The sequence below is a fragment of the Pseudomonas sp. SJZ078 genome (genome assembly GCF_007828255.1).
Lineage (GTDB): Bacteria > Pseudomonadota > Gammaproteobacteria > Pseudomonadales > Pseudomonadaceae > Aquipseudomonas.
In genome coordinates this window covers 244,345-268,689 of the sequence record NZ_VIUG01000001.1, presented here as the reverse complement: position 1 = coordinate 268,689, position 24,345 = coordinate 244,345, and the positions used below count along the sequence as shown (strand labels likewise).

Genomic DNA, 24,345 nt, shown 5'->3' with positions numbered 1-24,345 from the left:
TGTGGGAGCGGGCTTGCTCGCGAAAGCGGTGTGTCAGGCAGCCTATATGGCGACCATGCCGCCGCTTTCGCGAGCAAGCCCGCTCCCACAGGGTTTTGCATCGCCCTTCTCAACCCGACATGGCCCCCCGATGAGCACAGCCCAACGATCGATCCAACAGTACATCAACGCCAAGGACGGTAACCGCCCTCATCTGCTGGACCAGGCTTTCACGGCCGATGCCACCCTGGACATGATCGTGCGCACCGGTTCGATCTCTTTTCCGAGGCATGTGGAAGGCCGGGAGGCCATCGGCGGTGTCCTGGTCAGGCGCTTTGGCCAGACCTTCGAAAACGTCTATACGTTCTGCCTGGGCGTCCCGCCTTCCGAGAATGCCAAGACATTCCAATGCAAATGGCTGGTGGCGATGTCGGACAAGCACAGCGGCGAGGTCCGGGTCGGTTGTGGGGTATATGACTGGCAGTTCGAGCCTGCATCGCATCGGGCTGAACGATTGACGATCACCATCGAGCACATGGCTACGTTGCCGGCAGCCGACCTGGCGTCGGTCATGGCGTGGGTCTCGGCGCTGGACTATCCATGGTGTGATGTCCGCGCGGTTATGGACAACGTGCCGGATGCAGCCGGGCTTCAAGCGGTGCTCCAGTATGTGGCGGCCGAAACGCTGTAAACGACTCATTGCAACCTCAGCTCCAAGGAGCCGCCGACGTGAATATCAAGTTTCTGGAAACCTTCGTCTGGGTCGCTCGCCTGAAGAGCTTCCGGCTCACGGCAGAGAAACTCTTCACCACCCAGGCGTCCATTTCCAGTCGGATCGCAGCCCTGGAAGACGAAATGGGCGTGCGATTGTTCGTGCGTGACTCCAAAGGTGTGTCGTTGACTTCCGAAGGACAACGGGTGCTGGAATATGCCGAGCGCATCATGGACACCATGCAGAGCATGAAGGCCGTGATCAAGGATCCGCGCCAGGTCCGCGGCCGGATCCGCATCGGCGCCATGGATACGGTCATCCATACCTGGCTCAGCCCGTTGGTCACGCGCCTGATGGAATGTTATCCGGCGCTGGAAATAGAACTGTCGGCCGACACGGCGAGCAATCTGTGTTCCCAACTGGAGAAAGGCTACCAGGACATCATTTTCCAGACCGATATCCTGCGTCTGGACAGCGTGCGCAACACTCTCCTGACCCGCTATCCAATGCATTGGGTGGTGCGCACCGGCTCTGTCTACGACCGCCGATACGCTTCGCTGGAGGATCTGTCCCAGGAACGCATCGTGACGTTCTCGCGCAACTCGCGGCCCCACCAGGACATCCTCAACCTCTTGCACTCGGCGAACATCGTGTCACCGCGCATCAACTGCGTGAACTCAGCCTCGGCCATCACCCGCCTGGTTCGCGATGGCTTCGGCATCGGCGCCATGCCGGCGGCGCTGGTACAGGGCGAACTGGCTCAAGGCACATTGACCCTGGTGACCGGCATACCGCTGCCCTCGGTGATGGACATCGTTGCCAGCTGGCGCACTGGCGCAGGCATGGAGCGGGTCGAGGACATCGTGAGCCTGACCCGCGAGGTGGTGGCCGAATTCGTGACGCAATTGCCTGCCGCATATCGCTTGGATGCAAGTTGAGTTTCAATTTCAACGGCGCAGCCCCTCCATGACGGCAGCCAATTGCCCTACGGCTTCGGATGCTTCCAGAAAATCAGGACGATCATCGCTGTTGTTATAGCTCCCTGCCCGGTCGATGTACTGGACCACCAGGCCGTCGCGTCTGGGAAGAAAGAGGAAGTCTTCAGCCCTGATTGCATACTTGACGTCTGGCTGCTGGATGAGCCTGGCCGTTTGTCCGCGTATGGCGACCATGTCCGTATCGTTGAACAAGGCCCTTGCGCCATACCCCGTAGCGTTGATGATGGCTTTCTCGGGCAGGCTCAACAGCTCATCCACGCGTTCAAAATTGCGTATATGAATCTTTCCTCCCGCCGTCAGGAAGTCGGACAACAACAGGCGCGCATAGCTATTGATATTGAACAAAAGATTTTGCCAGCGCCGAACGTAAGGGTACGAAAAAGGGTGCTCATCTGGCGAAAGGTCTACCTGTATCGGCTGATAGCGGCGATTGGAATTATTGAATTTGGCAAAGTCCGGCTCCTCGCGGGAGGGTGTTGAGTCAAACGGCGAATTGGAGAGCTTATAGCCGTGATACCACTCCACCGGATCGCCGGGAAGCCCCAACAGTCCTTGGTACATGCCGTAAGAAAAATCGGCCATTTCAATCCAGCGACTACCCCATTGGGAAGCATATTGTGCGGCGCAGAACTGGGAGTCCGGCGACCAATGCCCCGTCGCTCCCATGGATGAAACCTGAGGCGGAATCTCCTTTGCATAAAGCGCCACCGACAACCCGGCACGCTGAGCAAGGATGGCTGAGGTGAGCCCCATCGGACCACAGCCGATGACGGCCACGTGGCTGATCGTTTCGGCCGTTTTCTGCAGAAGTTGCAGAGCGAGCTTGCTCGCCCCCCAGGATAGCGACCAACCGCTACCGCCATGCCCATAGTTGTGCACTAAAAGCTTATTGCCCAACCGCTGTGTTTCAATCCGTGGCCCGCTCAAGCGAAACGGTCTGAGGCAAGCATAAATTTCGGTAATCCGGTCTACGCGAGCATCTACCGGAACACAGGAAACACCCGCTCGACCGGTAACACGATTGCTCATGGACTCATCCTGTCGGGCCGCTACGCCGATCACCTGAGGGGTGGTTGATGTCAGGGCCAACGTGGCACCTGCTCCTTGAATGAAAGAACGTCTTTTCATGGTTTTGGATATCTCTGATCGTGCGTTCCAGAGTCACGTTGTCAGCGCGCTCTTTCCGAGGCTGTCAGCGAGTCTGTTCAACAAGAAGACACAGAAGAAATGAGCAACTTCCGAAGTGTGCGTGAGAAGTTTCTCTAAAAATCAGAAACAGCCGATTTCACTCGGTGCCATAACCAGGCGAAGCTGGGTCAGGTCTATTTTCCGCTGAAACGCTGAGGAGCTCCGGGCTGTCAGTGAACTGCAACATTCCCGACTTATTCTGAGACGAGCGCACTGCGGCGAACTGCTGGTTGTGCATGTCCGCGCTCGGAAGGGGCCAGGGAGTTCCATGAAAATCAGCGTATTCGGAAGTGGCTATGTAGGGTTGGTGCAAGCCGCTGTCTTGGCGGAGGTGGGCCACGACGTGGTGTGCATGGACGTCGACGAGCGCAAGGTCGACCATCTGCGCCAGGGACAGGTGAGCATCTTCGAACCCGGGTTAGCGGCGCTGGTGCGCGAAGGGCTGGACGCCGGGCGCCTGCATTTCACTTGCGATGAACAGCTCGCGGTTCAGCACGGCCAGGTACTGTTCATCGCCGTGGGCACGCCATCGCGGGACGATGGTGCAGCGGATTTGTGCCAGGTCCTGGCGGTGGGTGAAGCCGTCGCCCGTCACCGCGAACAACCGCTCATTCTTGTGGAGAAATCCACTGTGCCGGTGGGCACCGGTGACGTGCTGCGGGCCCACATCGATAAATGCCTGATCAAGGCCGGCCGCCTGTTGCAGTTCGATATCGTGTCCAACCCCGAGTTTCTCAAGGAGGGCTCGGCGGTCGCCGATTGCCGCCGGCCGGATCGCATCGTGATCGGTTGCGAGCGCGATGAAGTGCGCGAAACCATGCGCGACCTGTATGCCCCCTTCAACCGTAATCACGACCGGGTCTTGTTCATGGACCTGCGCAGTGCCGAGCTGACCAAGTACGCGGCCAACGCCATGCTGGCCACGAAAATCAGCTTCATCAACCAGATCGCGGAACTGGCCGAGCACCTCGGGGCCGATATTGAAAACGTGCGCCTGGGCATCGGTGCCGATTCACGCATCGGCTACCACTTCATCTACCCAGGCTGCGGCTACGGCGGCTCGTGCTTTCCCAAGGACATGCGCGCCCTGATCCATAGCGCCAGGCAGGCCCATTGCGCCAGTGATCTGCTGCAAGCGGTGGAAGCCATCAACGCAAGGCAGAAACACAAGCTGTTCGAGCGGATCAAGGCGTTCTACAACGGCGATCTGCGCGGCAAAACCTTTGCGCTGTGGGGGCTGGCCTTCAAGCCCAATACCGACGATATGCGCGACGCACCGAGCCGCGTGCTCCTGGAGTCGCTGTGGGCCGCCGGTGCCTCTGTACGGGCGTACGATCCGGAGGCGATGCATCAGACTCAGCAGCTCTACCCCAACGAGTCGAAACTCATGCTGATGGGCACCCCGGAATCGGTCTTGCCAGGGGCGGACGCGCTGATCATCTGCACCGAGTGGCAGCCTTTCAAGGCGCCGGACTTCGCGCTGATCCGGCAACGGCTCAAGGCCCCCGTGGTCTTCGATGGTCGCAACCTGTACGACCCGGAGCGCATGGCCGACAAGGGCTTTACCTACTTCCCGATGGGGCGCGGGCGGTCATGCGAGTTGCCCATCGCACCGCAAGCCCGCCACCCGATCCCGCGAAGCGCTTGAGCACACTCTTACTTCAAAATAAATGATCTCAAACAGCATTAATATGAATTTGTAAGCGGGGATGACGAACGTCACACTGTGCAGCGTTCCTTCCCCAATTGTTGGAACACTTAAAGGGCTTTCAGGGATTCTCCCGTAAGCCCCTTTTTTTGTTCGCTTTTCGGATTTTTGCTCGATGCTTTCTCGCTGGTTCCCCGCTGCTATCAATACCCGTCCCACCGAATGGAGCCGCGCCGCCATCGGCATGGCCCTGGGGGTCATGTTCAGTGTCTGGCTCTGCGGCCAGGTGTATGGCCTCGAAGTGGCGCAACACCTGATCGGCCCTCTCGGGGCTTCTGCGGTGCTGCTGTTCGCGGTGTCTTCGGGCGCCCTTGCCCAGCCCTGGTCGATTTTCGGCGGTTACCTGTGTGCCTCGGTCGTGGGCCTGCTGGTGGCCCACGTGCTGGGGCGCACGTTGGGCAGCGCCTGCCTGGCAGGCGGCATGGCACTGGTATTGATGTGCTGGCTGCGCTGTATTCATCCCCCGGCTGGTGCCCTGGCGGCGACCTTGGTGCTGGCGGATTCGTCCATTGCCGCCCTGGACTGGCAGGCACTCGGCGCGGCCATGCTGGCAGGTTCCGCACTGCTGGTCAGTGCGCTGGCCTACAACAACCTGACCCGGGTGCGCTATCCGAAGCGAGCCAGCGAACCGGTGGCGGTCATCCCCGCCGACCATCCTCCCGTCGACCGTCAGGCCATTACCGCCGAGGACTTGAAGCTGGCTCTTGCGGAAATGGAAGCATTCTTCGACGTAACCCCTGAAGATCTCGAACAATTGATCCATGCCAGCGAGCGAAATGCCAAGCGCCGCAGCATCACGGAGGTGCTGTCGGGTCGCGACTGAACCTGTGGCTGCTATAAATATGCAGACAGGACCTGCACGTATACCGGTTGTGCGAGGCAATTTTGCACTGTTACGATCCCGACCGGATACGCGCGACACAATTGACAAAAAACAATAAAAGCAGGGAGTTAGCGATGACTGCTCAGGTTTCATCCCAAGCCACAGGGAGCGTCGAAGTCGTGGCCTGTGAGGTGTTGGTCGAGGTTCGCAACCACATCGGCCATTTGACCCTGAACCGCCCCGCCGGCCTCAATGCCCTGACCCTGGGCATGGTGCGCAGCTTGCAGCAACAACTCGATGCCTGGCTTGCCGATCCTCAGATCCACGCGGTGGTGTTGCGCGGCGCCGGCGACAAGGCGTTCTGCGCCGGTGGCGATATCCGTTCGCTATACGACAGCCACAAACAGGGCGACACGCTGCACGAAGACTTTTTCGTCGAGGAGTATGCCCTCGACCTGACGATCCACCATTACCGCAAACCGATTCTCGCCCTGATGGATGGCTTCGTCCTGGGTGGCGGCATGGGCCTGGCCCAAGGCGCAGACCTGCGGGTGGTGACCGAACGCAGCCGCCTGGGCATGCCCGAGGTCGGCATCGGTTATTTCCCGGACGTCGGCGGCAGTTATTTCCTGCCGCGTATCCCTGGCGAACTGGGCATCTACCTGGGGGTCAGCGGCGTCCAGATAAAGGCCGCCGACGCGTTGTACTGCGGGCTGGCCGACTGGTACCTGGAAAGCCGCAAACTCACCCAACTCGACGAGCGTCTCGACCGCCTGGAATGGAGCGACATGCCGCTCAAGGACCTGCAGAGCCTGCTGGCGAAACTCGCCGTGCAGCAACTGCCGGCCCCACCGCTGGACGACCTGCGCCCGGCCATCGATCACTTCTTCGCCCTGCCCGATGTGCCGAGCATGGTCGAGCAACTGCGCCAGGTCACTGTCGCCAACAGCCATGAATGGGCGCTGCAAACCGCCGATCTGCTGGAAACCCGCTCGCCCCTGGCCATGGCGGTCACCCTGGAGATGCTGCGACGTGGCCGCCACCTGAGCCTGGAAGACTGTTTCGCCCTGGAGCTGCACCTGGACCGGCAATGGTTCGAGCGCGGCGACCTGATCGAAGGCGTGCGCGCCCTGCTGATCGACAAAGACAAGACGCCACGCTGGAACCCGCCGACCCTGGATGCGCTGGACGCGAACCAGGTGGCGAGTTTCTTCGTCGGCCTCGACGACCTCGGGAACTGAGCCCATGCATGACCTCGAATTGACCGAAGAACAAGTGATGATCCGCGACATGGCCCGGGACTTCGCCCGTGGCGAAATCGCGCCCCATGCCCAGGCGTGGGAAAAGGCCGGGTGGATCGACGATGGCCTGGTGGCGAAGATGGGTGAGCTGGGCCTGCTGGGCATGGTGGTACCCGAGGAGTGGGGCGGCACCTACGTCGACTACGTCGCCTACGCCCTGGCGGTGGAGGAAATTTCCGCGGGTGATGGCGCCACCGGGGCCCTGATGAGCATCCACAACTCGGTAGGCTGCGGGCCGGTCCTGAATTTCGGCACCGATGAACAGAAACAGACCTGGCTGGCCGACCTGGCGAGCGGACAGGCCATTGGCTGCTTCTGCCTGACCGAACCCCAGGCCGGCTCCGAGGCGCACAACCTGCGCACCCGCGCCGAACTGCGGGACGGCCACTGGGTCATCAATGGCGCCAAGCAGTTCGTCAGCAATGGCAAACGGGCGAAGCTGGCGATCGTGTTCGCAATGACAGACCCGGATCTGGGCAAAAAAGGCATCTCGGCCTTCCTGGTGCCCACCGATACACCGGGCTTCATCGTCGATCGCACCGAACACAAGATGGGCATCCGCGCTTCGGACACCTGTGCCGTCACCCTGAACAACTGCAGCGTGCCCGAGGCCAACCTGCTGGGTGCCCGTGGCAAAGGCCTGGCGATCGCCCTCTCCAACCTGGAAGGCGGACGCATCGGCATCGCCGCTCAGGCCCTCGGCATCGCCCGGGCAGCTTTCGAGGCTGCCCTGGCCTATTCCCGGGATCGGGTGCAGTTCGACAAACCGATCATCGAGCACCAGAGCATCGCCAACCTGCTGGCCGACATGCACACCCGCCTGAATGCCGCCCGCCTGCTCATCCTCCACGCCGCTCGCCTGCGCAGCGCCGGCAAACCCTGCCTCTCGGAAGCCTCCCAGGCGAAGCTGTTCGCCTCGGAAATGGCCGAAAAGGTCTGTTCCTCGGCGATGCAGATTCATGGCGGCTACGGCTACCTGGAAGACTATCCGGTGGAGCGCTACTACCGCGATGCACGGATTACCCAGATCTATGAAGGGTCGAGCGAAATACAGCGGATGGTCATCGCCCGGGAATTGAAGAACTACCTGGTATAAAAGCATCGCGAGCAGGCTCGCTCCCACAGATCCCATGTGGGAGCGGGCTTGCTCGCGAAAGCGGTCTGTCTGTAACTGAAATGCTGAATGTGCCGCCCCCTTCGCGGGCAAGCCCGCTCCCACAGGATCAGGCGGCGGACACAAATGCTGCGTACCCTATGGGTCCCATGTAGCGGTATGTCTGTTGCTCCGGCGATCAATCGTAGAACGGTTCAACCAACGTCCGGCTGCCGACAAAAAAGCTATCCGCCACCAGCCGCAACGGTTGCAGATCCAGGTCGCAGGCCTTGTCGGTGATCAGCTGTTGGAAGTGCCGATACACCGCCGCGTATTCACCCTCCTCCGAAACCGCCTGGCGAACTCCATCGATGCTCAACAGGGCGCCGCCGTTGTCCAGGCGCAAGGTGCCTTCGGCGCAGCGGATCTCGATGCTCCAGAGTTCATCCTGACCGTGGTCGAAATCGAATTCCGCGCGGATATCGAGGTGGCGGGTGTCGGACATTTGGATGCTTGCGGCGATAGGCGACTGGCAATTATCGGGAACCCGCAGCTGCGCCGATTTGACAAACAGCGGCCGTGGCAACAGATGGGTCGCGATGGACAAGGCATTGATGCCGGGATCGAACACGCCGAGGCCGCCCGGTTGCCAGATCCACGCCTGGCCGGGATGCCATTTGCGCACATCCTCCTTCCAGTCGATCTGTACGCTTTGCAGAGTGCGGCTGGCCAACCAGTCCCTGGCCGCTTCGATGCCGGGCGCGTAGCGTGAGTGCCAGGCAAACAAGGCACTGACGCCCTGCTCTTCAGCCTGGCCGACCAACGCCATCGCTTCACCGAGGGTAGCGCACGGCGGTTTCTCCACCAGCACGTGTTTGCCAGCGGCCAAGGCTTGCTCCACCAGCGCGAATCGACCCTGCGGCGGCGTGCAGAACGCTATTGCATCAACCTGGGGACCGCTGGCAAGCAGCTCGCCCAGGGACTTGAAATTCTCTACCCCGGCACAGGGCTGCCCTTGCGTGGCGACCGCCACCAGTTGAAACGCGGGATTGGCGTGGATGGCAGGAACATGTTGATCCTGGGCAATCTTGCCGTAGCCCACCAGACCGAGACGAATCGGTTGCATCAAAGACTCCTGGTTTTTTTACTTGTAATCGGCCAGCAAACTAGACGTAAAACGCTTGGCAGACAATAGTGATGCGCATCACAGATCAAACGGGCGCCTGAGCCGTCGAAGGGCTTTTTTCTCAATAAACGCTTATAAAGCGCTCAGGAATTCGCGGAAGAAAAGCTTTACCCCTACATGGACCATCAGGAGCCGTAACAATGAGCACCACCGAACAAGTACAAGGTACTGGCAAATACAGCGCCAAATGGCAGGAGCGCTTTAATTTCTTTGATACCTATGGTGCGCCGAACGACCCGCGACACAAAGAAGCCTTCAAGGCCCTGCCAGGCTTCAAGAAAAAGATCCTGATCAATGCCAACGTCATTGCCTTCTTCTTCGGCCCGATCTACCTGTTCGTCCTGGGGCTCTGGAAGAAGAACCTGGCCATGATCGGCATCATGATCGGGCTCAGTATCGCAGTGAGCGTGATTTTCGGACTGATGGGCATGGAATCCCCGAGGGCGCTGGATTCTGGCATGAGCGCCGCCTTCTCGGTGATGTACGCGATCATGACCAACTACGCGTATTACCTGAAAGAAGTCAAAGGCGAACAAAGCTGGAACCCGTTCGAAGGCATGCGCTTCTGACCGCAGCCTCCGGCCGTCCAAGAGCCCGCACCTCATCATGAGCATGCGGGCTTTTTGTTTCCGAGGCCGAAGAATCCCCGATGAATCCATGCAGTCGTTCGTGCTGCGAATATGCGTGTCGAACTTCCCGGGCGATCGTTTGTTCAAAAAGGAAAGGCCGCCGAAGCTCTGGCGCGTCCATAACCCTGACGATTAGGTGGTCTTTGTCAGCCTATGGCATGATGCCCTAGTACTTTCCCTGATGAGAGGCAGGTTGTGTCAGAGATTCCCCTAGTGGTATGTGATGACTCCAACATGGCTCGTAAGCAAGTTTTACGAGCATTGCCGGCGGACTGGTCGGTCTCCATTACCGAAGCCAGTAACGGCCGCCAGGCCATGGAGGCCATACGCAAGGGGCTGGGCCAAGTGGTTCTGCTCGACCTGACCATGCCGGAGATGGATGGTTATCAGGTATTGAGCGCGCTGCGCACCGAAGGATTGAAGGCACAAGTCATCGTGATCTCCGGTGACGTCCAGGAGGAAGCGGTACGTCGCGTCAGTGAGTTGGGCGCACTGGCCTTCCTGAAAAAGCCTTTCGATGAAACCGAACTGCGCCAGACCCTAAGCCGCCTGGGCCTGCTGAACAAGTCCGCTCAGGCACCTCAACAGCATCGCCCCACAACCAATACCGCCATCCATTTCCATGATGCATTCCGCGAAACGGTCAACGTTGCCATCGGCCGGGCCGCCGCCCTGATCGCCAAGGTCCTGGGGGTCTTCGTGCAGTTGCCGGTGCCGAATGTGAACGTCCTCGAAGTCGGTGAACTGCACATGGCGCTCGCCGATGCCGGCAGCTCCCAGCAGCTCACAGCCATCTGCCAGGGCTTTATCGGCAGTGGCATCGCCGGTGAGGCCCTGCTGATGTTCCATGACTCGGAAGTCGCCGATATCGCGCAACTGATGCAGCGCCAGAGCGCCGATTATTCGGACCTGGAAATGGTCCTCGATCTTTCCAGCGTGCTGATCGGCGCGTGCCTGAGCAGCATTGCCGAACAGATCGACGTGGTGTTTTCCCAAGGTCACCCGCAGGTGCTCGGCCAGCATGCGGCGATCGACGAGCTGATCCGGGTCAACCAGACCCGCTGGAAAAAGACTCTCGCCGTGGAAATCAGCTACAGCCTGGAAGGCCACGACATTCGCTTCGACCTGTTATTGCTGTTCACGGAAGACTCAATCGAGCGGTTGACCCACAAACTCGCCTACTTGATGAGCTGAGCCATGAACAATCCTGTTGATCTGAACGAATTCCACTGGCTGCTGGCGATTGTCCAGAGCATCGACGTCGGGGTGGTGGTGCTTGACCGCAAGTATCGGGTGCAGGTCTGGAACACGTTTATGGAGAACCGTTCCGGGGTTCAACCGAAGGATGCCCATAACCAGCATTTCTTCAGCCTGTTTCCCGAAGTCGACCAACAGTGGTTCAGCCGCAAGGTGGAAAGCGTCGCCGCCCTGGGCACACCCGCCTTCACGGTCTGGGAGCAGCGTCCCTATCTGGTGCGGTTCAAGAACTACCAGCCGATCACCGGCCACGAAGCGTTCATGTACCAGAACACCACCCTGCTGCCCCTGCGTTCCCCCGACAGCAATATCAACCATATCTGCCTGGTGATCTATGACGTCACCGACGTCGCCACCAACCGGCATCAGCTCCAGGCCGCCAACGCCCAGTTGCAGCTACTGTCCAGCACCGATCGACTGACCGGCCTGTACAACCGTGGCCATTGGGAAGAGAGCCTCAAGGCCGCCTATGCCCGGCATCAGCGCTATGGCAATAACTCCAGCCTGGTGATGTTCGACATCGACCACTTCAAGCGGGTCAATGACACCTACGGTCACCAGGCAGGCGACAAGGTCATCGAACAGGTCGCTCGCCTGGTCCGCGAGCATGTGCGCGACTCCGACGTCGCCGGGCGTTATGGCGGTGAAGAGTTCGGCGTGGTGCTTTCGGATACCGACAAGGCCGGTGCACGGATGTTTGCCGAGCGCCTGCGCAAGGCCGTCGAAGAAATGGACGTGCCGTACGGCGACGTGGTCATCCGTTTCACCATCAGCCTGGGGGTGGCCGACTTGAGCCGGCCGTCCAGCAGCCACGCCGAGCTGATCGCCTGGGCGGACGAAGCGTTGTACACCTCCAAGAAAACCGGGCGCAATCGGGTAACAGTGCACGAATAGACTCGTGGAAGCGACGGCGGACGCTACGGGCTGGAATTCGCAGGATCGGGCAATCATCAGCCTGAATTGTGCAATGTTGCCCTGCAGATTCCTTCCTATAGTTGATCGGAGCCAAACCTCGCGGAGCAGGTCCCACCATGAGCGCCCTCAACATCAATGGCCGTGAATACACGGTCGACGTCGATCCTGGCACCCCGATTCTCTGGACATTGCGTGATACGTTGGGCATGACCGGCACCAAGTTCGGCTGCGGCGCAGCCCTGTGTGGCGCATGCACGGTCCATCTGGACGGCCAGGCCATCCGATCCTGCGTGACGCCGATCGCCGCTGCCGAAGGCAAGAAAATCACCACCATCGAAGCCGCCACCGACGGCAGCGATCCGGTCGGCACGGCAGTGCATGAAGCCTGGGTCAAGCATGACGTCGCGCAGTGCGGCTACTGCCAGAGCGGTCAGATCATGAGCGCGACCGCGTTCCTCAAGGCCCAACCCAGGGGCAAGCAACCCACCGCCGCCGAAATCGACTCGGCCATGGCCGGCAACCTCTGCCGCTGCGGTACCTACGCCCGTATCCGTGCTGCCGTGGCCGATGCCGCCAAAGCCCTCGCCTGACCGGAGTGCGCCATGCTCAACGACATTTTCCCTGACGAACTCCCTCGCACCCTGCAATCGATCTTCACCGATGACGACACCGGCAGCGTCACCACCCTCCCCCGGCGCAGTTTCCTCAAGATTGTCGGCATCGGCGGGCTGGCCCTGGGCGCATTCCCGCACCTGGCCCTGGCACAACAAACCGGTGACAACGCGCAAGCGCTCAAGCCTACCCAGCAACCGTCGGCGTTCGTACAGATCGCGCCCAGCGGCGAAGTAACGGTCACGATCAACCGCCTGGAGTTCGGTCAGGGTGTGCAGACCGGGCTGCCCATGATTCTCGCTGAAGAACTCGACGCCGACTGGAGCCTGGTGCGCACGCGCAACGGCAGTAATGACGCCGCTTATCAGGACCCGAATTTCGGCATGCACATCACCGGCGGCTCCAACTCGATCAAGAACAGCTACACCCAGTACCGCGAACTGGGTGCCCGCGCTCGCGCCATGTTGCTCGCGGCGGCGGCCGCACGCTGGAGCGTGGATGCGGCGAGCCTGAGCACCCAGGCGGGTATGGTGCTCGGCCCTGGAGGCCGAAAAGCGAGCTACGGGGAACTCGCCGAAGCGGCGATGGCGTTGCCCGTGCCCGAAACCATCACCCTCAAGGATCCCAAGGATTTCCGCATCATCGGCCAGGCAACCACACGCATCGATGCTAAGGCCAAGAGCAGCGGCCGGCAGGATTTCGGCATCGACATGCACCTGCCCGGACAGCTCACCGCCGTGGTGGCGCGCCCGCCTGTATTCGGTGCCCGCATCGCCTCGCTGGATGACAGTGCGGCGCGTGCCACCCAAGGGGTAAAAGCCGTCCTGCGGGTGCCGGTGGACGGAGGGGCCGAAGGTGTAGCGGTGGTCGCGGACGGCTACTGGCAGGCGAAAACAGGCCGTGATGCGCTCAAGCTGCAATGGGATACCTCAACGGTCGAAAAGGTGGACAGCGAAAAACAACTGGCCCAGTACCGGGATCTGGCCAAGCAACCCGGCCCCCTTCATTTCGATGCCGACATGACACCGCTTGCCACGGCCCCGCATCAACTGGAAGCCGAGTTCCTGTTTCCCTACCTCGCCCATGCACCCATGGAGCCGCTCAATTGCACCGTCCAGGTTTCCGGGGACCGCGCCCAGCTATGGGTCGGTACGCAGTTCCCCGGTGGCGACGGCGTCGCGGCGGCGCGGGTGTTGAATCTCAAGCCGGAGCAAGTTCAGGTCAATGTGCAGACGGCAGGCGGTGGCTTTGGCCGGCGTGGCGTCCCCTCCGGCGACTTCGTTGTGCTCGCCTGCGAAGTCGCCAAGGCCGCGCGCACCGCCGGGCTCGATGCGCCCATTCGCACCCTGTGGAGCCGTGAAGACGACATCAAGGGCGGCTACTACCGCCCGATGCACCTGCATCGCGCGCATATCGGCTTCGATGACAACGGCAACGTACTGGCCTGGGATCACGTCCTGGTAGGGCAATCGATCCTCGCCGACACGATGTTCGGTGCCCGCTTGAAGAACGGCATCGACCCCACGGCTACGGAAGGTTTGCGCAATCCTTATCCGTTGCCGATGCGTCTGACGGTGCATCATCCCAAGCTCAACGTACCCGTGTTGTGGTGGCGCAGCGTGGGCTCCACGCATACGGCCTTTGTGATGGAAACGTTGATCGATGAAATAGCCCGGGCAACCCGGCAGGACCCAGTGGCCTATCGGATGAAACTGTTTGCCGATCAAAACCCACGTCATCGCGCCGCATTGCAACTGGCGGTGGACAAGAGTGGCTACGGCAAGGATCAACTGCCCGAAGGGCGAGCCTGGGGCGTGGCGGTGCACGAGTCGTTCAGCTCGGTGGTGGCCTACGTGGTCCAGGCCTCGGTACAGAACGGCCGTCCGGTGCTGCATCAAGTGACTGCGGGCGTGCACTGCAACCTGGCCGTCAACCCCCGCAGCGTCGAGGCGCAGGTACAGGGTGCGGCCCTGATGGGCTTGTCCATGTGTCTGCCGGGCGGTGCCGTCACGTTGAAAGACGGCGTCGTGCAGCAAAGCAACTTCGCCGACTTCAACGTGCCGCGCATTACCGATACGCCGGAGTTTTCGATTCACATCGTGCCCAGCGCCGAGCCCCCCACCGGCATGGGTGAACCCGGCCTGCCGGCATTGGCGCCGGCCTTTGCGAATGCGCTGGCGAGCCTGACGGGCAAGCCGTTGCGTCAGTTGCCGTTCCAACTGACGTGACTGGGTTATCATGACCATCATTTCAAATCCCTGACCTGATGGAACGACCATGACTTTCGATTTCGACCCCGTGTTCGAGCGCCACGGTACCGGCAGCACCAAATGGAGCCGCTACCCGGCCGATGTGTTGCCGATGTGGGTAGCCGATATGGACTTCGCTGCTCCACCCGTGGTCATCGATGCGCTGCGCAAGCGTCTCGAGCATCCGATGCTTGGCTACAGCGTGGCCCAGGACAGCCTGCGGGCGGCCATTGTGGCTGATCTCTGGAACAAATACGCCTGGCGCGTCGAGCCCCAGCAGATCGTGTTCCTGCCGGGTGTGGAACCGGGTTTCAACATGGCCCTGCACGGGCTGGTGGAAGCGCAGCAGAATGTCGTGGTGCAGGTGCCCAACTACCCGCCGCTGCGCAATGCGCCGGGCCACTGGCAGTTGAACAAGGTGGAGCTGCCTTTCAACCTGGCCGACGGTGAATTCCATACGCCCCTGGCGGCGTTGCGTGAGGCCCTGCACGGCGGTGGCGCCCTGTTGCTGAGCAATCCCCACAACCCGCTGGGCAAGGTGTTCGGACGGGAGGAACTCAAGGCCGTGGCAGACATCTGCCTGGAGCAGGCTGCCTGGATCATCTCCGACGAGATCCATGCCGAGCTGTGCTTCGACGGCCGGGTGCACATCCCCACCGCGACCCTGAGCCCGGAAATCGCTGAGCGCACTATCACCCTGATGTCCGCCAGCAAGGCCTACAACATCGCCGGGCTGAAAACTTCGTTCGCCATCATCCAGAACGCCAAGGTGCGCGAACGCGTCAACAATGCCCGTGCCGGTATGGTTGACAGCGTCAATGCCCTGGGCCTCGAGGCGACCCGGGCGGCCTATAGCGAGGCTGGTCCGTGGCTTGAAGCGTTGAAGGTGTATCTGCAAGCCAATCGCGATTATCTGATCAATGCGGTGCAGACACGTCTGCCCGGCATCAGCATGACCGTGCCCCAGGGCACCTACCTGGCGTGGCTGGATTGCTCGGGGTTGGGTTTGGACGACCCGCACGCCTTCTTCCTCCATGAAGCCAAGGTCGGTCTCAGCGCCGGGCTGGACTTTGGCGACGACGCCCAACAGTTCGTGCGCCTGAACTTCGGCTGCCCGCGGGCCTTGCTGGAGGAAGGGATCGCGCGGATGGAGAGAAGCCTGAAGGCTCGGCGCTGATCACAAGAAGTGATCATCAACTGTGGCAAGGGAGCTTGCTCCCTCACCACATTGGATTCAGAGCGGGGCGTTATGCTCATGCAAATCCGGCGCATACACAAAACACAGTTTGTTCCCCTCCGGATCCCTGCAATAGGCTCCAAAGTAACCTTCCGAGTACTGCGGCCTCGGGCCCGGCGGGCCTTCGTCATACCCCCCCATGGCAATGGCCAGGTCCCAGGCGGCGCGCACGGTCTGCGGTGAGTCGGCGGCGAAGCTCACCTGCATGCCGTTGCCCCACGTGGCGGGCAAGCCGTTAAAGGGCTGTTGCACGAATACCTGGGGCCAGCGCTTACCGGGTTGATGCCAACCTTCCCCGGGCGGTCCGGAATCGTTTTCACTGTCCATGCGCACCAGCCCCAGGCACCCCAGGACTGCGTCATAGAAAGCGATCATCCTCGGCAAGTCTCGCGCGCCGATCTGTATATGACTGAACAATTTCCATCTCCTTGTTGAATACGTATGGCCATTGGAGAACTCCTGTGCTCCGACGTTCGCTTGCCGATGACTATTGTTCGACGAAACGCCCTGCGCAACGCTCATCGACTGACCGAATGATCCAACCGAACTCTGCCAAAAAAACCGCGGTCCACCCTGCATCGCATCCACACCTTGCCTGGAGAATGCCATGGTCGACTACCCTACCCCACCTTTCCCGAAGCAAAGCCAACCGGTGCCCGGCACCCAGCGAAAAATGGACCCGTATCCCGATTGCGGCGAACAGAGTTACACCGGTTCCGGGCGTCTGGCGAGCAAGATCGCCCTGATCACCGGTGCCGACAGTGGCATTGGTCGCGCCGTGGCGATTGCGTTTGCCCGTGAAGGCGCGGACGTGGCCATTTCTTATCTGGACGAACACGAAGACGCCCGGGAAACCGCGCGCTGGGTCGAGCAGGCCGGCCGTCAGTGCCTGTTGTTGCCAGGCGATCTGGCAGACAAGACCCAGTGCCGCAAGGTTGTCGATGAGACCGTCGCTCGCTTCGGACGTATCGATGTCCTGGTCAACAATGCCGCGTTCCAGATGACCCACGAGCATCTGGAGGACATTCCGGATGAGGAATGGGTGCGCACGTTCGATATCAACATCACGTCGATGTTCAGGATCTGCCAGGCCGCCGTACCGCACATGAAGGCCGGCGGTTCGATCATCAACACCAGTTCGGTCAACTCCGACATGCCCAAGCCGACCCTGCTGGCCTATGCCACCACCAAGGGCGCCATCGCCAACTTCACCGGCGGCCTGGCGCAGATGCTCGGGCCCAAGGGTATCCGGGTCAACAGCGTGGCGCCGGGGCCGATCTGGACCCCCCTGATTGTTGCGACCATGCCTGAGGAAGAGGTGCAGAACTTCGGTTCCCAGACACCCCTGGGGCGCCCGGGCCAACCGGTGGAAGTGGCGCCGATCTATGTGCTGTTGGCGTCGGACGAGGCCAGCTACATCTCCGGGGCACGGTATGGGATAACGGGGGGTAAGCCGATCCTCTGAATCCTGGTGTGTTCTTTTGTGGCGAAGGGATTTATCCCCTCGCCACAGAGGCAACACTCAAATCACCAGAATCAGGACTCCTTGGCAATCACAGAAATCTTCCCATTGCGCTCGATAATCGCAAACTTGATCTGCTCCAGGGTCTCGATTCCCTGGCTCGAACGCGCCGCTTCCATGATGTCGGCTTCCACCAGCCGGGCAAGGCGCATGCGACCCTGGAGGATCCGGCCGTCCTCGACAATGATCATCAGCAGCACGAAGTCGAAGGTGGTGAGGTCGGCCAGTGAGCGGCGGCCGGCGATCTTGAACAGCACCATTAATGCCAGGTACATCGCGCCGGCGCGCAGTACGGAATCCATAGGTCACCTAAGGGAAAATGAATTGATCGAAACTGACCGCGCTGCCGGGCATGGCGATACGGCTGTGGTAGATCCCCAGCCCGGTACTGACCAATGAGAGGTACAGGCTTGCCTTACCCTCGGCGTCGGCCTGAACCCAAACCTTCATCCCCTGCCCCGCGCTCGCCGAACGCACGGGATGGGGATGCAACGCCTCTACGTCGAAGCCTTCCAGCCAGTCGCCGCCCAACTCCACCTCCAATACCGCGCCGGGCGTCCCCTTGAGATGAAGGATCATGGCGTTGTTGGAGCCGTTGCGATGAAAAAACTCGTACCTGGCCCCCAAACGGCCATCGCTGCTCTGCACGTCGCGGGAGCTCAACGGGCCCCGTGAAAACTGCCCCAGTAAAGTGAGAATCACCAGCAGCACCAGCCCATACCAGCCGACCCGCTCGAACCGCCAGACCTTGAGCTGATACGCCATGTCTTCACGCACTGGAAACTCGCGACTGCGCCAGTCTTCCGGCTCGGTGTGATGGCTCATGCGGCTGTCCTATCGGTACTCACCCGCCAGGGCACGCTGATGAAAGTACCGCAGTTGCACGAGCGCATGCTCGGCGGCCCGCAACTGCACTTGTCCGCGCGTGCCGAAAAAGCGCTCCTGGCGACTGAACAGTGCCCGCTTGCCATTGATCTGGAAGGCCCAGGCAAAACACACGGTGCCAGCGGGAATGCCATCCATGTCGTCCGGCCCGAGGATCCCGGTGGTGGCCACCGCCACGTTGGCATTGGCATCATGCAAGGCGCCGAGGACCATTTCCTGCGCGACTTCACGACTGGTGAGGTTGAAGGTAGCGATGGTGCGCGGGCTCACTCCCAGCAACCGCTGTTTCGCCTCGGGGGAGTACACCACGTAACCGCTTTCGATCAGCGAGCCGCTGCCCGGCACTTCGGCCAGCAGCGTGACGATCTGGCCGGCGGTGCAGGATTCGGCCGTGGTCAGGCGCAAGTCATGGTCTCGCAGGTAATCAACCAGGGTCTGGGCAACAGTCATGGTGCGAAAGTCCTTCTGAGGTGCTGATGGGTTGACCCCTGCCGCTTGGATTCATTCCCTCCGATCGCTTCCCGACGCGCCGCGACAAATAAATGAAACCGTCCTCCGATCCTGCGCCTCAAACCCATAAGGGTCTCACGCTGAGGCTGACTCGATCAGGAGGTCGTCATGTCCGCACCTTTCGTCAAACTGTTCACGCATCCCGAATTCGCCTGGCAGGACATCCGCGAAGAAGAACAGGCCCATCCACGTCATTACCTCGGTCACCTGCTGTTGCTGGCACTGATTCCGGCGGTGTGCCTGTTCATCGGCACCACCTGGACCGGTTGGAGCCTGGCCGAGAACGAAACGGTACGGCTCACTGCCGCCAGCGCACTGCAACTGTGCGTGCTGCTGTACCTGACCATTGTCGCCGGCGTGGCGCTCATGGGGCTGTTCATTCGCTGGATGTCCCGCACCTTCGAAGCGCGCCCGAGCGTCAACCAGTGCATCGGCTTTGCCGCCTATACCGCCACCCCGTACTTCCTGGCCGGACTTTCCGGGCTTTACCCCAGCCGCTGGCTGGCGGTGGCGGTGTTGCTGGTCGCCTCGGCCTATTCGACTTACCTGTTATTCATCGGCCTGCCCAAGTTCATGGGCGTCAAAAAGGAACAGGGACTGTTGTACTCGGCAAGTGTCTGGGGTGTCGGGTTGCTGGTACTGGTGACTATGCTGGTGGAGATGATCCTGCTGTGGTTCAACGTGTTGCAGCCGGAATATCTGCGGTTTCCGGTGGGTTGATCACAACGTTGGACGCTTTGGCTTCATGCTTCTGTGGCGAGGGGATTTAGCGAAACTCGCCACAGAAGTCCCTGCAAATCCCTACTATTTATCCGTTTTCTTCATCCCAACCCGCCGACGCATATCCGCCGTGATGCTCTGGCGGGTTTTCTTCAGGTCGGCCCAAGGCTCGTGACCCACTTCCGCCAGGCGCTCGTGGACGTTATGCACATTCCACAGATTCGCCCCCTTGAGCTCCGCCACCTCCTCCCGAAAGATCGGTACCGACACCGGCAACCCTTCGCGGGTGCGGACCGCGTAGGCGCAGATGGTGGTAGCGCCGAGGCCGTTGCGCAGGTAGTCGATGAAGATCCGCCCGACGCGGTTCTTCGGCCCGGACACCGCGGAGAAGCGATCCGGCAGCAGCTTCGCCATGTGGCTGACAATGGCGTGACTGAATCCCTTGACCTCGTCCCAACCGAGTTTGCGCGTCAGTGGCACCACCACATGGATGCCCTTGCCGCCGCTGGTCTTGAGAAATGCCTTGAGGCCCAGTTCATCAAGCACCGATAACGTCAGTTGGGTGGCTTCCACCATGCTTTTCCAAGGCAACGCCGGGTCCGGGTCAAGGTCGAGGACGAAACGGTCCGGCTTGTCCAGATCGACGGCGGTGGCGTTCCAGGTGTGCAACTCCACCGTGCTCATCTGCACCGCGCCGATCAGCGCCTCAGCATTATTGATGATCATCACCGGCTGCCCGGTCAAGGCCTTATCCAGGCTGGTAATCCCGGGAATCGCCAGGCGCTCGGGGTTTTTCTGAAAGAACAGCTCGCCGGCGATCCCGTCCGGCGCCCGTACCAGCGCCACCGGGCGTTCGGCCAGTTCCGGCAGAATGAACTCGGCGACGCTGGCGTAATATTCGGCCAGTTGCAGTTTGGTGGTGCCGCTGGTGGCGTCGATGACCCGCTCTGGGTGGGTGATCCGTACCCTGCCGTCCATCGCCGGGGCCTGTGTAGCCTTGCCCTTGGTTTTCGTCGTGGACTTGGCCGGCTTTTTTTCGACTTCCGCAGGTTTGTCCACGGCTTTCGGGCGCTCCTGGGTAATTTCCCTGGCCGGTTTGTCGTTGCGCAAACCATGGAACACCGCATGCCGCACCGACCCTTCCTTGGTCATCTCGGCATACGCCACCTCGGCCAGTAACGTCGGCTTGAGCCAGTGCACGCCCTTGGCTTCGTAGCCGGTGGGCGGATTGACCACCGCGGCTTTTTTCGTCTCCAGAGGCAGTAACTGCTGGTGGATGCTCTTGAGGGTAGTTTCGTTGAACCCGGTGCCAACCTTGCCGGCATAGCGCAGCTCACCGCTATCGGCGTCATGCAACCCCAACAGCAACGCGCCGAAGGCACTGCGGGCACCGTTGGGTTCGCTGAAGCCGACCACCACGAACTCCTGGCGGTTCTTGCATTTGAGCTTGATCCAGTCACTGCTGCGCCGGGACACATAGGCACTGCCGGCGCGCTTGCCGATCAGCCCTTCCATCTTCATCTGGCAAGCGCTGTTGAGCAACGCATCCGGGGTCTCCTCGAAGGCATCGGAGAAACGCAGCAACGGATCCTCGTTGCCCTTCAGCACCGCCGCCAGCGCAGCCCGGCGCTGTTCCACCGGCACTTTGCGCAGGTCCATACCATTGAGATAAGGCAGGTCGAACAGATAGTAGGCGATCTTGCCGCTGCTGCCGACGTCGAAGGCATTCTGCAAGGCCTGGAAATCCGGCACGCCCTCTTCGTTGGCCACAACCATTTCCCCATCCAGCCAGGCCGACTCAAGCCCGAGCCCGGCGAGGGCCTCGGCCTGGCTGGGCAACTTGTGGGTCCAGTCGTGGCCGTTGCGGGTGATCAGACGCACATCCCCGTTTTCGATACGGGCCATGACCCGATAACCGTCGAATTTGATTTCATAGAGCCATTCGCCGTCGGGGGCGCTTTCCACCAGGGTCGCCAGCTCCGGCTTGAGGGTTTCGGGCATTGGCCCGGCCACCGCGCCGCTGAGGATGTTTTTCGAAGATTGTTTCGATGACGTGGGCTTGGCGGCTTTATCCGGCTGTTTCACCACTGCGGCAGCGGCAGCTTTGCCACGGCGCTTGGGGATGATGGTGCGGTCGCTGAGCACGCTGTCCGGCTCGGCCTGCACCACATCGTATTCACTTTCGGGCCGGGCGGCGTCGTCCTGATGCTTGATCAGGAACCACTGTTCCTGCTTGCCCGGCATGTGGGTGCGGACCAGATTCCACAAGCCGGCCAGCTTCTCGCCTTGCAGCTCGAACTTGAGCCGGCCCTTTTCGTAGGCCTCATGGGGATCGCCCTGGGGGATCCAGACGCCCCGATCCCAGACGATGACATCGCCGGCGCCGTAATGGCCTTCGGGAATGCTGCCTTCGAACGTTGCGTAGTCCAGCGGATGGTCTTCGACATGCACCGCAAGGCGCTTGGACTTGGGGTCCAGGCTCGGCCCCTTGGGTACCGCCCAGCTCTTCAGGGCGCCGTCCAGTTCCAGGCGAAAGTCGTAATGCAGCCGCGAGGCATCGTGTTTCTGGATGCAGAACTGCAAGGCGTGAGCGGTTTTCTTCGACTTGCGCGAGCGCTTCGCCGCCGGCTCCGGGGTGGCGGCGAAATCACGCATGCGGTTGTAGTCATCGAGGTTCTTGCTGGTCATCGGCCACCTGCCGCTTGCTGGAGCGTCGGACCGGCCACGGGCAACCCGGCGGTCTCCGACATCAGTTGATCGACGACCCGGCCCAAAGCCTGCGCAGGCGTATCCCCCAGCAACAACCCCTGTTCGTAGAGAACCACTTGCCGGTCGGCACTGGTGCCTTCCTGCACGATCCGCCGCGCCTGCTTGAACACGTCGCTGACCCCGAGGGCCGCGGCCGTTTCACCAAAGGTCTGTTCGGCCAGGGTCAGCCATTCACCGATGAGCATCGGCTGCTCCTGGCCCTCGATGATGAACTCCGCCAGGATCCCGTGGCGCTTGGCCCGCCAGCGGTTCTCCTTGAGGATCCACTGGGAGGTCTGGCTGTAGTGCGCCCCGGGTTTGGGCTGAGCAATGGCGTGGGCCACCATCAGGCGAAACAGCGAGACCAGGCAAAGGACATCGTCGATCCGTGGACAGGCATCGCAGATGCGCATTTCCAGGGTGGGAAAATGCGAGGAAGGTCGAATCACCCACCAGCAATCGCTGGCCTGGCGAATCGAGCCGGTGCGCATGAGCAAGTCGACGTACTCGGCAAACGCCGACTCGTCTTCGAAGAACTCCGGGACGCCCATGCGCGGCCACTCATCGCAGGCGACCTGGCGGTAGCTGCTGAAACCGCTATACGCGCCGTTCCAGAACGGTGACGAAGCACTCAGCGCGAGAAACATCGGCAGCCAGGGCAAGACCTCGTTCATCACCCGGACCCGATCCCGGTCGGCCGGGACCTCGACGTGTACATGCAGGCCCGACAGCACGCTGCGTCGGGCCACCCGCTGGTAATCATCGAACAGTTGCTGGAAGTGCAATTCATCGGTGGGTTGCAGAACCTGGGCCGCCATGGGGTGGGATCCGGCGCTGAGCAATCCCAGTCCATGGGGCGCCAAACGCCGCGTCAGGCCTGTGCGTACCTCGCTCAGGTAGTCGGCGGCTTCGGGCAGGCTGCGAAAGATGGGCGATGCCACCTCGACCTGGCTCTGGAACATTTCATGGGCGAAGTGCTTGCCCAGCTCGATCCGGCACTCGGCCACCGCAGCCTCGGACGGTTGACCTGGCATGCAGCGGGTTTGCAGATCGGTGATGAAATATTCTTCTTCAATGCCGAACTTCAGACGCCTGTTCATCGATAATCCCTCCGATACCCGCGCCGATGCGGGTTACCACCAACGCCACCACGGCGATCCTTTCCACATTCCGATACCCAGGCGTCAGCAGCTCCTCACCAAAGACGTCCGGGTCCAGTTCCTTGTAGGTCCAGCCAAACTCCGGCGAGTCGCGCCATGTTCCCAGCGCCTCCAGGAACGGATCGCGACCATCGACCATCGCCACCCCGGTGTAGAGCACCAGCGAGCCGCCCGGGGTGAGCCGGGGCAACGCCTGCTCGACAATGCGCAACGACAGCCCGGCGCCGAGGGCTCCACCACCGTCGCGATAGGCACGCTCCGCCGGATCGGCCATGTACGGCGGGTTGGCGACGATCAGGTCGAATTGGCCGTCGACGTTCTGCAGCAGGTCGCTGTGGGCAATCTCGAGGTTGCCCACCTCGGCCAACGCGGCATTGACCGCGCTCAGGCGCAGAGCCAACGGATTGATGTCCAGGGCCAGTACCTGGGCCTCGCGACGGGCCCGGGCAATGACGATCGCCCCGACACCAGCGCCGCAGCCAATATCCACGGCGCGATGCACCGCCGTGAAATTCTGTTGCAGATGGGTATGGATCAGTTGTGCGAAGCGGTAGCTGTCCGGGCCGAAAAACACTGCATCGCTGGACTGGGTAGGGAATGCCGAATGGGCAAACAGCAACCCGTCCAGGCTCGACCAGCGCACCCGGCTGTGAAGCAGGCCCTGGCGCTCTTCCAGCACCTCGGCTTCTTGCAGTTGACGCTGTTCGTCGGCGGAGATCAGTCCCGGCGCAAATGGCCGCGACCAGCCGAACACGTCGCGCAATGTCCTGGAACGCTCGTTTCCTGGCCGCTGGTTGACCCGTTCATGGGTCAGCGGCGTTGGCGTGATGAAGCGATAACCATCGGCTTGTAACCGACGGCCCAGCTGCAACAGCGCCAGGTCGGGTTCAGAGAGGCGTTCTTCCTGATTCAT

At 61.3% G+C, this 24,345-nt stretch carries 23 protein-coding genes; 14 read left to right on the top strand and 9 right to left on the bottom strand.

Going from position 1 to position 24,345, the window contains the following annotated elements; all coding sequences use genetic code 11:
• Positions 1-130: 130 nt before the first annotated feature.
• Both FBY02_RS01105 and FBY02_RS01100 read left to right on the top strand, forming a co-directional pair.
• Positions 131-670 carry a hypothetical protein gene (locus FBY02_RS01105; RefSeq protein ID WP_144922230.1) on the top strand — a complete coding sequence of 180 codons (540 nt, stop codon included), beginning with the start codon at positions 131-133 and terminating at the stop codon, positions 668-670.
• Positions 671-708: 38 nt separating this feature from the next.
• Positions 709-1,629 carry a LysR family transcriptional regulator gene (locus tag FBY02_RS01100; protein WP_144922227.1) on the top strand — a complete coding sequence of 307 codons (921 nt, stop codon included), beginning with the start codon at positions 709-711 and terminating at the stop codon, positions 1,627-1,629.
• Between the two features lie 9 nt (positions 1,630-1,638).
• On the opposite strand, the gene FBY02_RS01095 is transcribed toward FBY02_RS01100, so the two are convergent.
• A complete protein-coding gene (locus FBY02_RS01095) occupies positions 1,639-2,718 on the bottom strand; it encodes an FAD-dependent oxidoreductase (RefSeq protein ID WP_218570557.1) in 1,080 nt (359 codons plus the stop codon).
• Between the two features lie 427 nt (positions 2,719-3,145).
• Between FBY02_RS01095 and FBY02_RS01090 the strand changes: the two genes are divergently transcribed.
• The 4 genes from FBY02_RS01090 (at position 3,146) to FBY02_RS01075 (ending at position 7,805) form a co-directional block, all read left to right on the top strand.
• Complete coding sequence (locus tag FBY02_RS01090; protein ID WP_144922221.1) at positions 3,146-4,525, top strand: UDP-glucose/GDP-mannose dehydrogenase family protein; 1,380 nt, start codon at positions 3,146-3,148, stop codon at positions 4,523-4,525.
• A gap of 175 nt (positions 4,526-4,700) precedes the next feature.
• The gene (locus FBY02_RS01085; RefSeq protein ID WP_144922217.1) at positions 4,701-5,408 is read left to right on the top strand and encodes an HPP family protein; all 708 of its coding nucleotides are present in this window, start codon (positions 4,701-4,703) and stop codon (positions 5,406-5,408) included.
• A 134-nt stretch (positions 5,409-5,542) separates the two neighbouring features.
• Positions 5,543-6,649 (top strand): enoyl-CoA hydratase/isomerase family protein, encoded by a 1,107-nt coding sequence (locus FBY02_RS01080; protein ID WP_144922214.1) that lies wholly within the window; start codon positions 5,543-5,545, stop codon positions 6,647-6,649.
• Between the two features lie 4 nt (positions 6,650-6,653).
• Positions 6,654-7,805, top strand: a complete 1,152-nt coding sequence (locus tag FBY02_RS01075) for an acyl-CoA dehydrogenase family protein (protein WP_144922211.1) — start codon at positions 6,654-6,656, stop codon at positions 7,803-7,805.
• Between the two features lie 196 nt (positions 7,806-8,001).
• On the opposite strand, the gene FBY02_RS01070 is transcribed toward FBY02_RS01075, so the two are convergent.
• Positions 8,002-8,928, bottom strand: a complete 927-nt coding sequence (locus tag FBY02_RS01070; RefSeq protein WP_144922208.1) for a Gfo/Idh/MocA family protein — start codon at positions 8,926-8,928, stop codon at positions 8,002-8,004.
• A gap of 200 nt (positions 8,929-9,128) precedes the next feature.
• On the opposite strand from FBY02_RS01070, the gene FBY02_RS01065 reads away from it, so the two are divergent.
• The 6 genes from FBY02_RS01065 (at position 9,129) to FBY02_RS01040 (ending at position 15,827) form a co-directional block, all read left to right on the top strand.
• A complete protein-coding gene (locus FBY02_RS01065; RefSeq protein ID WP_144922204.1) occupies positions 9,129-9,557 on the top strand; it encodes a DUF2628 domain-containing protein in 429 nt (142 codons plus the stop codon).
• Between the two features lie 255 nt (positions 9,558-9,812).
• On the top strand, positions 9,813-10,811 hold the full coding sequence (locus tag FBY02_RS01060) for a response regulator (protein WP_144922201.1): 999 nt from the start codon (positions 9,813-9,815) through the stop codon (positions 10,809-10,811).
• Positions 10,812-10,814: 3 nt separating this feature from the next.
• Entirely contained in the window at positions 10,815-11,768 is a 954-nt protein-coding gene (locus FBY02_RS01055; RefSeq protein WP_144922198.1) for a GGDEF domain-containing protein, read from the top strand.
• Between the two features lie 137 nt (positions 11,769-11,905).
• On the top strand, positions 11,906-12,379 hold the full coding sequence (locus FBY02_RS01050) for a (2Fe-2S)-binding protein (protein WP_144922195.1): 474 nt from the start codon (positions 11,906-11,908) through the stop codon (positions 12,377-12,379).
• 12 nt (positions 12,380-12,391) lie between these two features.
• Complete coding sequence (locus FBY02_RS01045) at positions 12,392-14,629, top strand: xanthine dehydrogenase family protein molybdopterin-binding subunit (RefSeq protein ID WP_144922192.1); 2,238 nt, start codon at positions 12,392-12,394, stop codon at positions 14,627-14,629.
• A gap of 49 nt (positions 14,630-14,678) precedes the next feature.
• Complete coding sequence (locus FBY02_RS01040) at positions 14,679-15,827, top strand: MalY/PatB family protein (protein WP_144922189.1); 1,149 nt, start codon at positions 14,679-14,681, stop codon at positions 15,825-15,827.
• A gap of 57 nt (positions 15,828-15,884) precedes the next feature.
• Here the strand turns inward: FBY02_RS01040 and FBY02_RS01035 are convergent, their stop codons facing one another.
• On the bottom strand, positions 15,885-16,304 hold the full coding sequence (locus FBY02_RS01035; protein ID WP_144922186.1) for a VOC family protein: 420 nt from the start codon (positions 16,302-16,304) through the stop codon (positions 15,885-15,887).
• Positions 16,305-16,494: 190 nt separating this feature from the next.
• Here FBY02_RS01035 and FBY02_RS01030 point away from each other — a divergent pair, with 190 nt between their 5' ends.
• On the top strand, positions 16,495-17,352 hold the full coding sequence (locus tag FBY02_RS01030; protein WP_144922183.1) for an SDR family oxidoreductase: 858 nt from the start codon (positions 16,495-16,497) through the stop codon (positions 17,350-17,352).
• A 71-nt stretch (positions 17,353-17,423) separates the two neighbouring features.
• Here the strand turns inward: FBY02_RS01030 and FBY02_RS01025 are convergent, their stop codons facing one another.
• The 3 genes from FBY02_RS01025 to FBY02_RS01015 are packed head-to-tail and all read right to left on the bottom strand — an operon-like array spanning position 17,424 to position 18,744.
• On the bottom strand, positions 17,424-17,711 hold the full coding sequence (locus FBY02_RS01025; RefSeq protein WP_144922180.1) for a YetF domain-containing protein: 288 nt from the start codon (positions 17,709-17,711) through the stop codon (positions 17,424-17,426).
• A gap of 7 nt (positions 17,712-17,718) precedes the next feature.
• Positions 17,719-18,234 carry a hypothetical protein gene (locus tag FBY02_RS01020; protein WP_144922177.1) on the bottom strand — a complete coding sequence of 172 codons (516 nt, stop codon included), beginning with the start codon at positions 18,232-18,234 and terminating at the stop codon, positions 17,719-17,721.
• Positions 18,235-18,243: 9 nt separating this feature from the next.
• Positions 18,244-18,744, bottom strand: coding sequence for a CinA family protein (locus tag FBY02_RS01015; RefSeq protein ID WP_144922174.1), 501 nt, complete (start codon positions 18,742-18,744; stop codon positions 18,244-18,246).
• A gap of 168 nt (positions 18,745-18,912) precedes the next feature.
• Between FBY02_RS01015 and FBY02_RS01010 the strand changes: the two genes are divergently transcribed.
• Entirely contained in the window at positions 18,913-19,524 is a 612-nt protein-coding gene (locus FBY02_RS01010) for a Yip1 family protein (protein ID WP_144922172.1), read from the top strand.
• 84 nt (positions 19,525-19,608) lie between these two features.
• Here the strand turns inward: FBY02_RS01010 and ligD are convergent, their stop codons facing one another.
• The 3 genes from ligD to FBY02_RS00995 are packed head-to-tail and all read right to left on the bottom strand — an operon-like array spanning position 19,609 to position 24,345.
• A complete protein-coding gene (ligD, locus tag FBY02_RS01005) occupies positions 19,609-22,212 on the bottom strand; it encodes a DNA ligase D (protein ID WP_144922169.1) in 2,604 nt (867 codons plus the stop codon).
• Positions 22,209-23,372: a carboxylate-amine ligase gene (locus tag FBY02_RS01000; protein WP_144922166.1), complete on the bottom strand. Its 1,164-nt coding sequence runs from the start codon at positions 23,370-23,372 to the stop codon at positions 22,209-22,211. Before FBY02_RS01000 ends, ligD begins: the two co-directional genes overlap by 4 nt.
• Positions 23,344-24,345, bottom strand: coding sequence for a class I SAM-dependent methyltransferase (locus FBY02_RS00995; RefSeq protein ID WP_144922163.1), 1,002 nt, complete (start codon positions 24,343-24,345; stop codon positions 23,344-23,346). Before FBY02_RS00995 ends, FBY02_RS01000 begins: the two co-directional genes overlap by 29 nt.

Bases quoted from the DNA above. Each gene is read 5' to 3' on its own strand.
- FBY02_RS01070 (WP_144922208.1), bottom strand. From the start codon at position 8,928: ATGCAACCGATTCGTCTCGGTCTGGTGGGCTACGGCAAGATTGCCCAG.
- FBY02_RS01050 (WP_144922195.1), top strand. From the start codon at position 11,906: ATGAGCGCCCTCAACATCAATGGCCGTGAATACACGGTCGACGTCGAT.
- FBY02_RS01075 (WP_144922211.1), top strand. From the start codon at position 6,654: ATGCATGACCTCGAATTGACCGAAGAACAAGTGATGATCCGCGACATG.
- FBY02_RS01000 (WP_144922166.1), bottom strand. From the start codon at position 23,372: ATGAACAGGCGTCTGAAGTTCGGCATTGAAGAAGAATATTTCATCACC.
- FBY02_RS01025 (WP_144922180.1), bottom strand. From the start codon at position 17,711: ATGGATTCCGTACTGCGCGCCGGCGCGATGTACCTGGCATTAATGGTG.
- FBY02_RS01095 (WP_218570557.1), bottom strand. From the start codon at position 2,718: ATGAGCAATCGTGTTACCGGTCGAGCGGGTGTTTCCTGTGTTCCGGTA.
- FBY02_RS01030 (WP_144922183.1), top strand. From the start codon at position 16,495: ATGGTCGACTACCCTACCCCACCTTTCCCGAAGCAAAGCCAACCGGTG.
- FBY02_RS01020 (WP_144922177.1), bottom strand. From the start codon at position 18,234: ATGAGCCATCACACCGAGCCGGAAGACTGGCGCAGTCGCGAGTTTCCA.
- FBY02_RS01105 (WP_144922230.1), top strand. From the start codon at position 131: ATGAGCACAGCCCAACGATCGATCCAACAGTACATCAACGCCAAGGAC.
- FBY02_RS01080 (WP_144922214.1), top strand. From the start codon at position 5,543: ATGACTGCTCAGGTTTCATCCCAAGCCACAGGGAGCGTCGAAGTCGTG.
- FBY02_RS01085 (WP_144922217.1), top strand. From the start codon at position 4,701: ATGCTTTCTCGCTGGTTCCCCGCTGCTATCAATACCCGTCCCACCGAA.
- FBY02_RS01010 (WP_144922172.1), top strand. From the start codon at position 18,913: ATGTCCGCACCTTTCGTCAAACTGTTCACGCATCCCGAATTCGCCTGG.
- FBY02_RS01055 (WP_144922198.1), top strand. From the start codon at position 10,815: ATGAACAATCCTGTTGATCTGAACGAATTCCACTGGCTGCTGGCGATT.
- FBY02_RS01040 (WP_144922189.1), top strand. From the start codon at position 14,679: ATGACTTTCGATTTCGACCCCGTGTTCGAGCGCCACGGTACCGGCAGC.
- ligD (WP_144922169.1), bottom strand. From the start codon at position 22,212: ATGACCAGCAAGAACCTCGATGACTACAACCGCATGCGTGATTTCGCC.
- FBY02_RS01045 (WP_144922192.1), top strand. From the start codon at position 12,392: ATGCTCAACGACATTTTCCCTGACGAACTCCCTCGCACCCTGCAATCG.
- FBY02_RS01090 (WP_144922221.1), top strand. From the start codon at position 3,146: ATGAAAATCAGCGTATTCGGAAGTGGCTATGTAGGGTTGGTGCAAGCC.
- FBY02_RS01015 (WP_144922174.1), bottom strand. From the start codon at position 18,744: ATGACTGTTGCCCAGACCCTGGTTGATTACCTGCGAGACCATGACTTG.
- FBY02_RS01065 (WP_144922204.1), top strand. From the start codon at position 9,129: ATGAGCACCACCGAACAAGTACAAGGTACTGGCAAATACAGCGCCAAA.
- FBY02_RS00995 (WP_144922163.1), bottom strand. From the start codon at position 24,345: ATGAATCAGGAAGAACGCCTCTCTGAACCCGACCTGGCGCTGTTGCAG.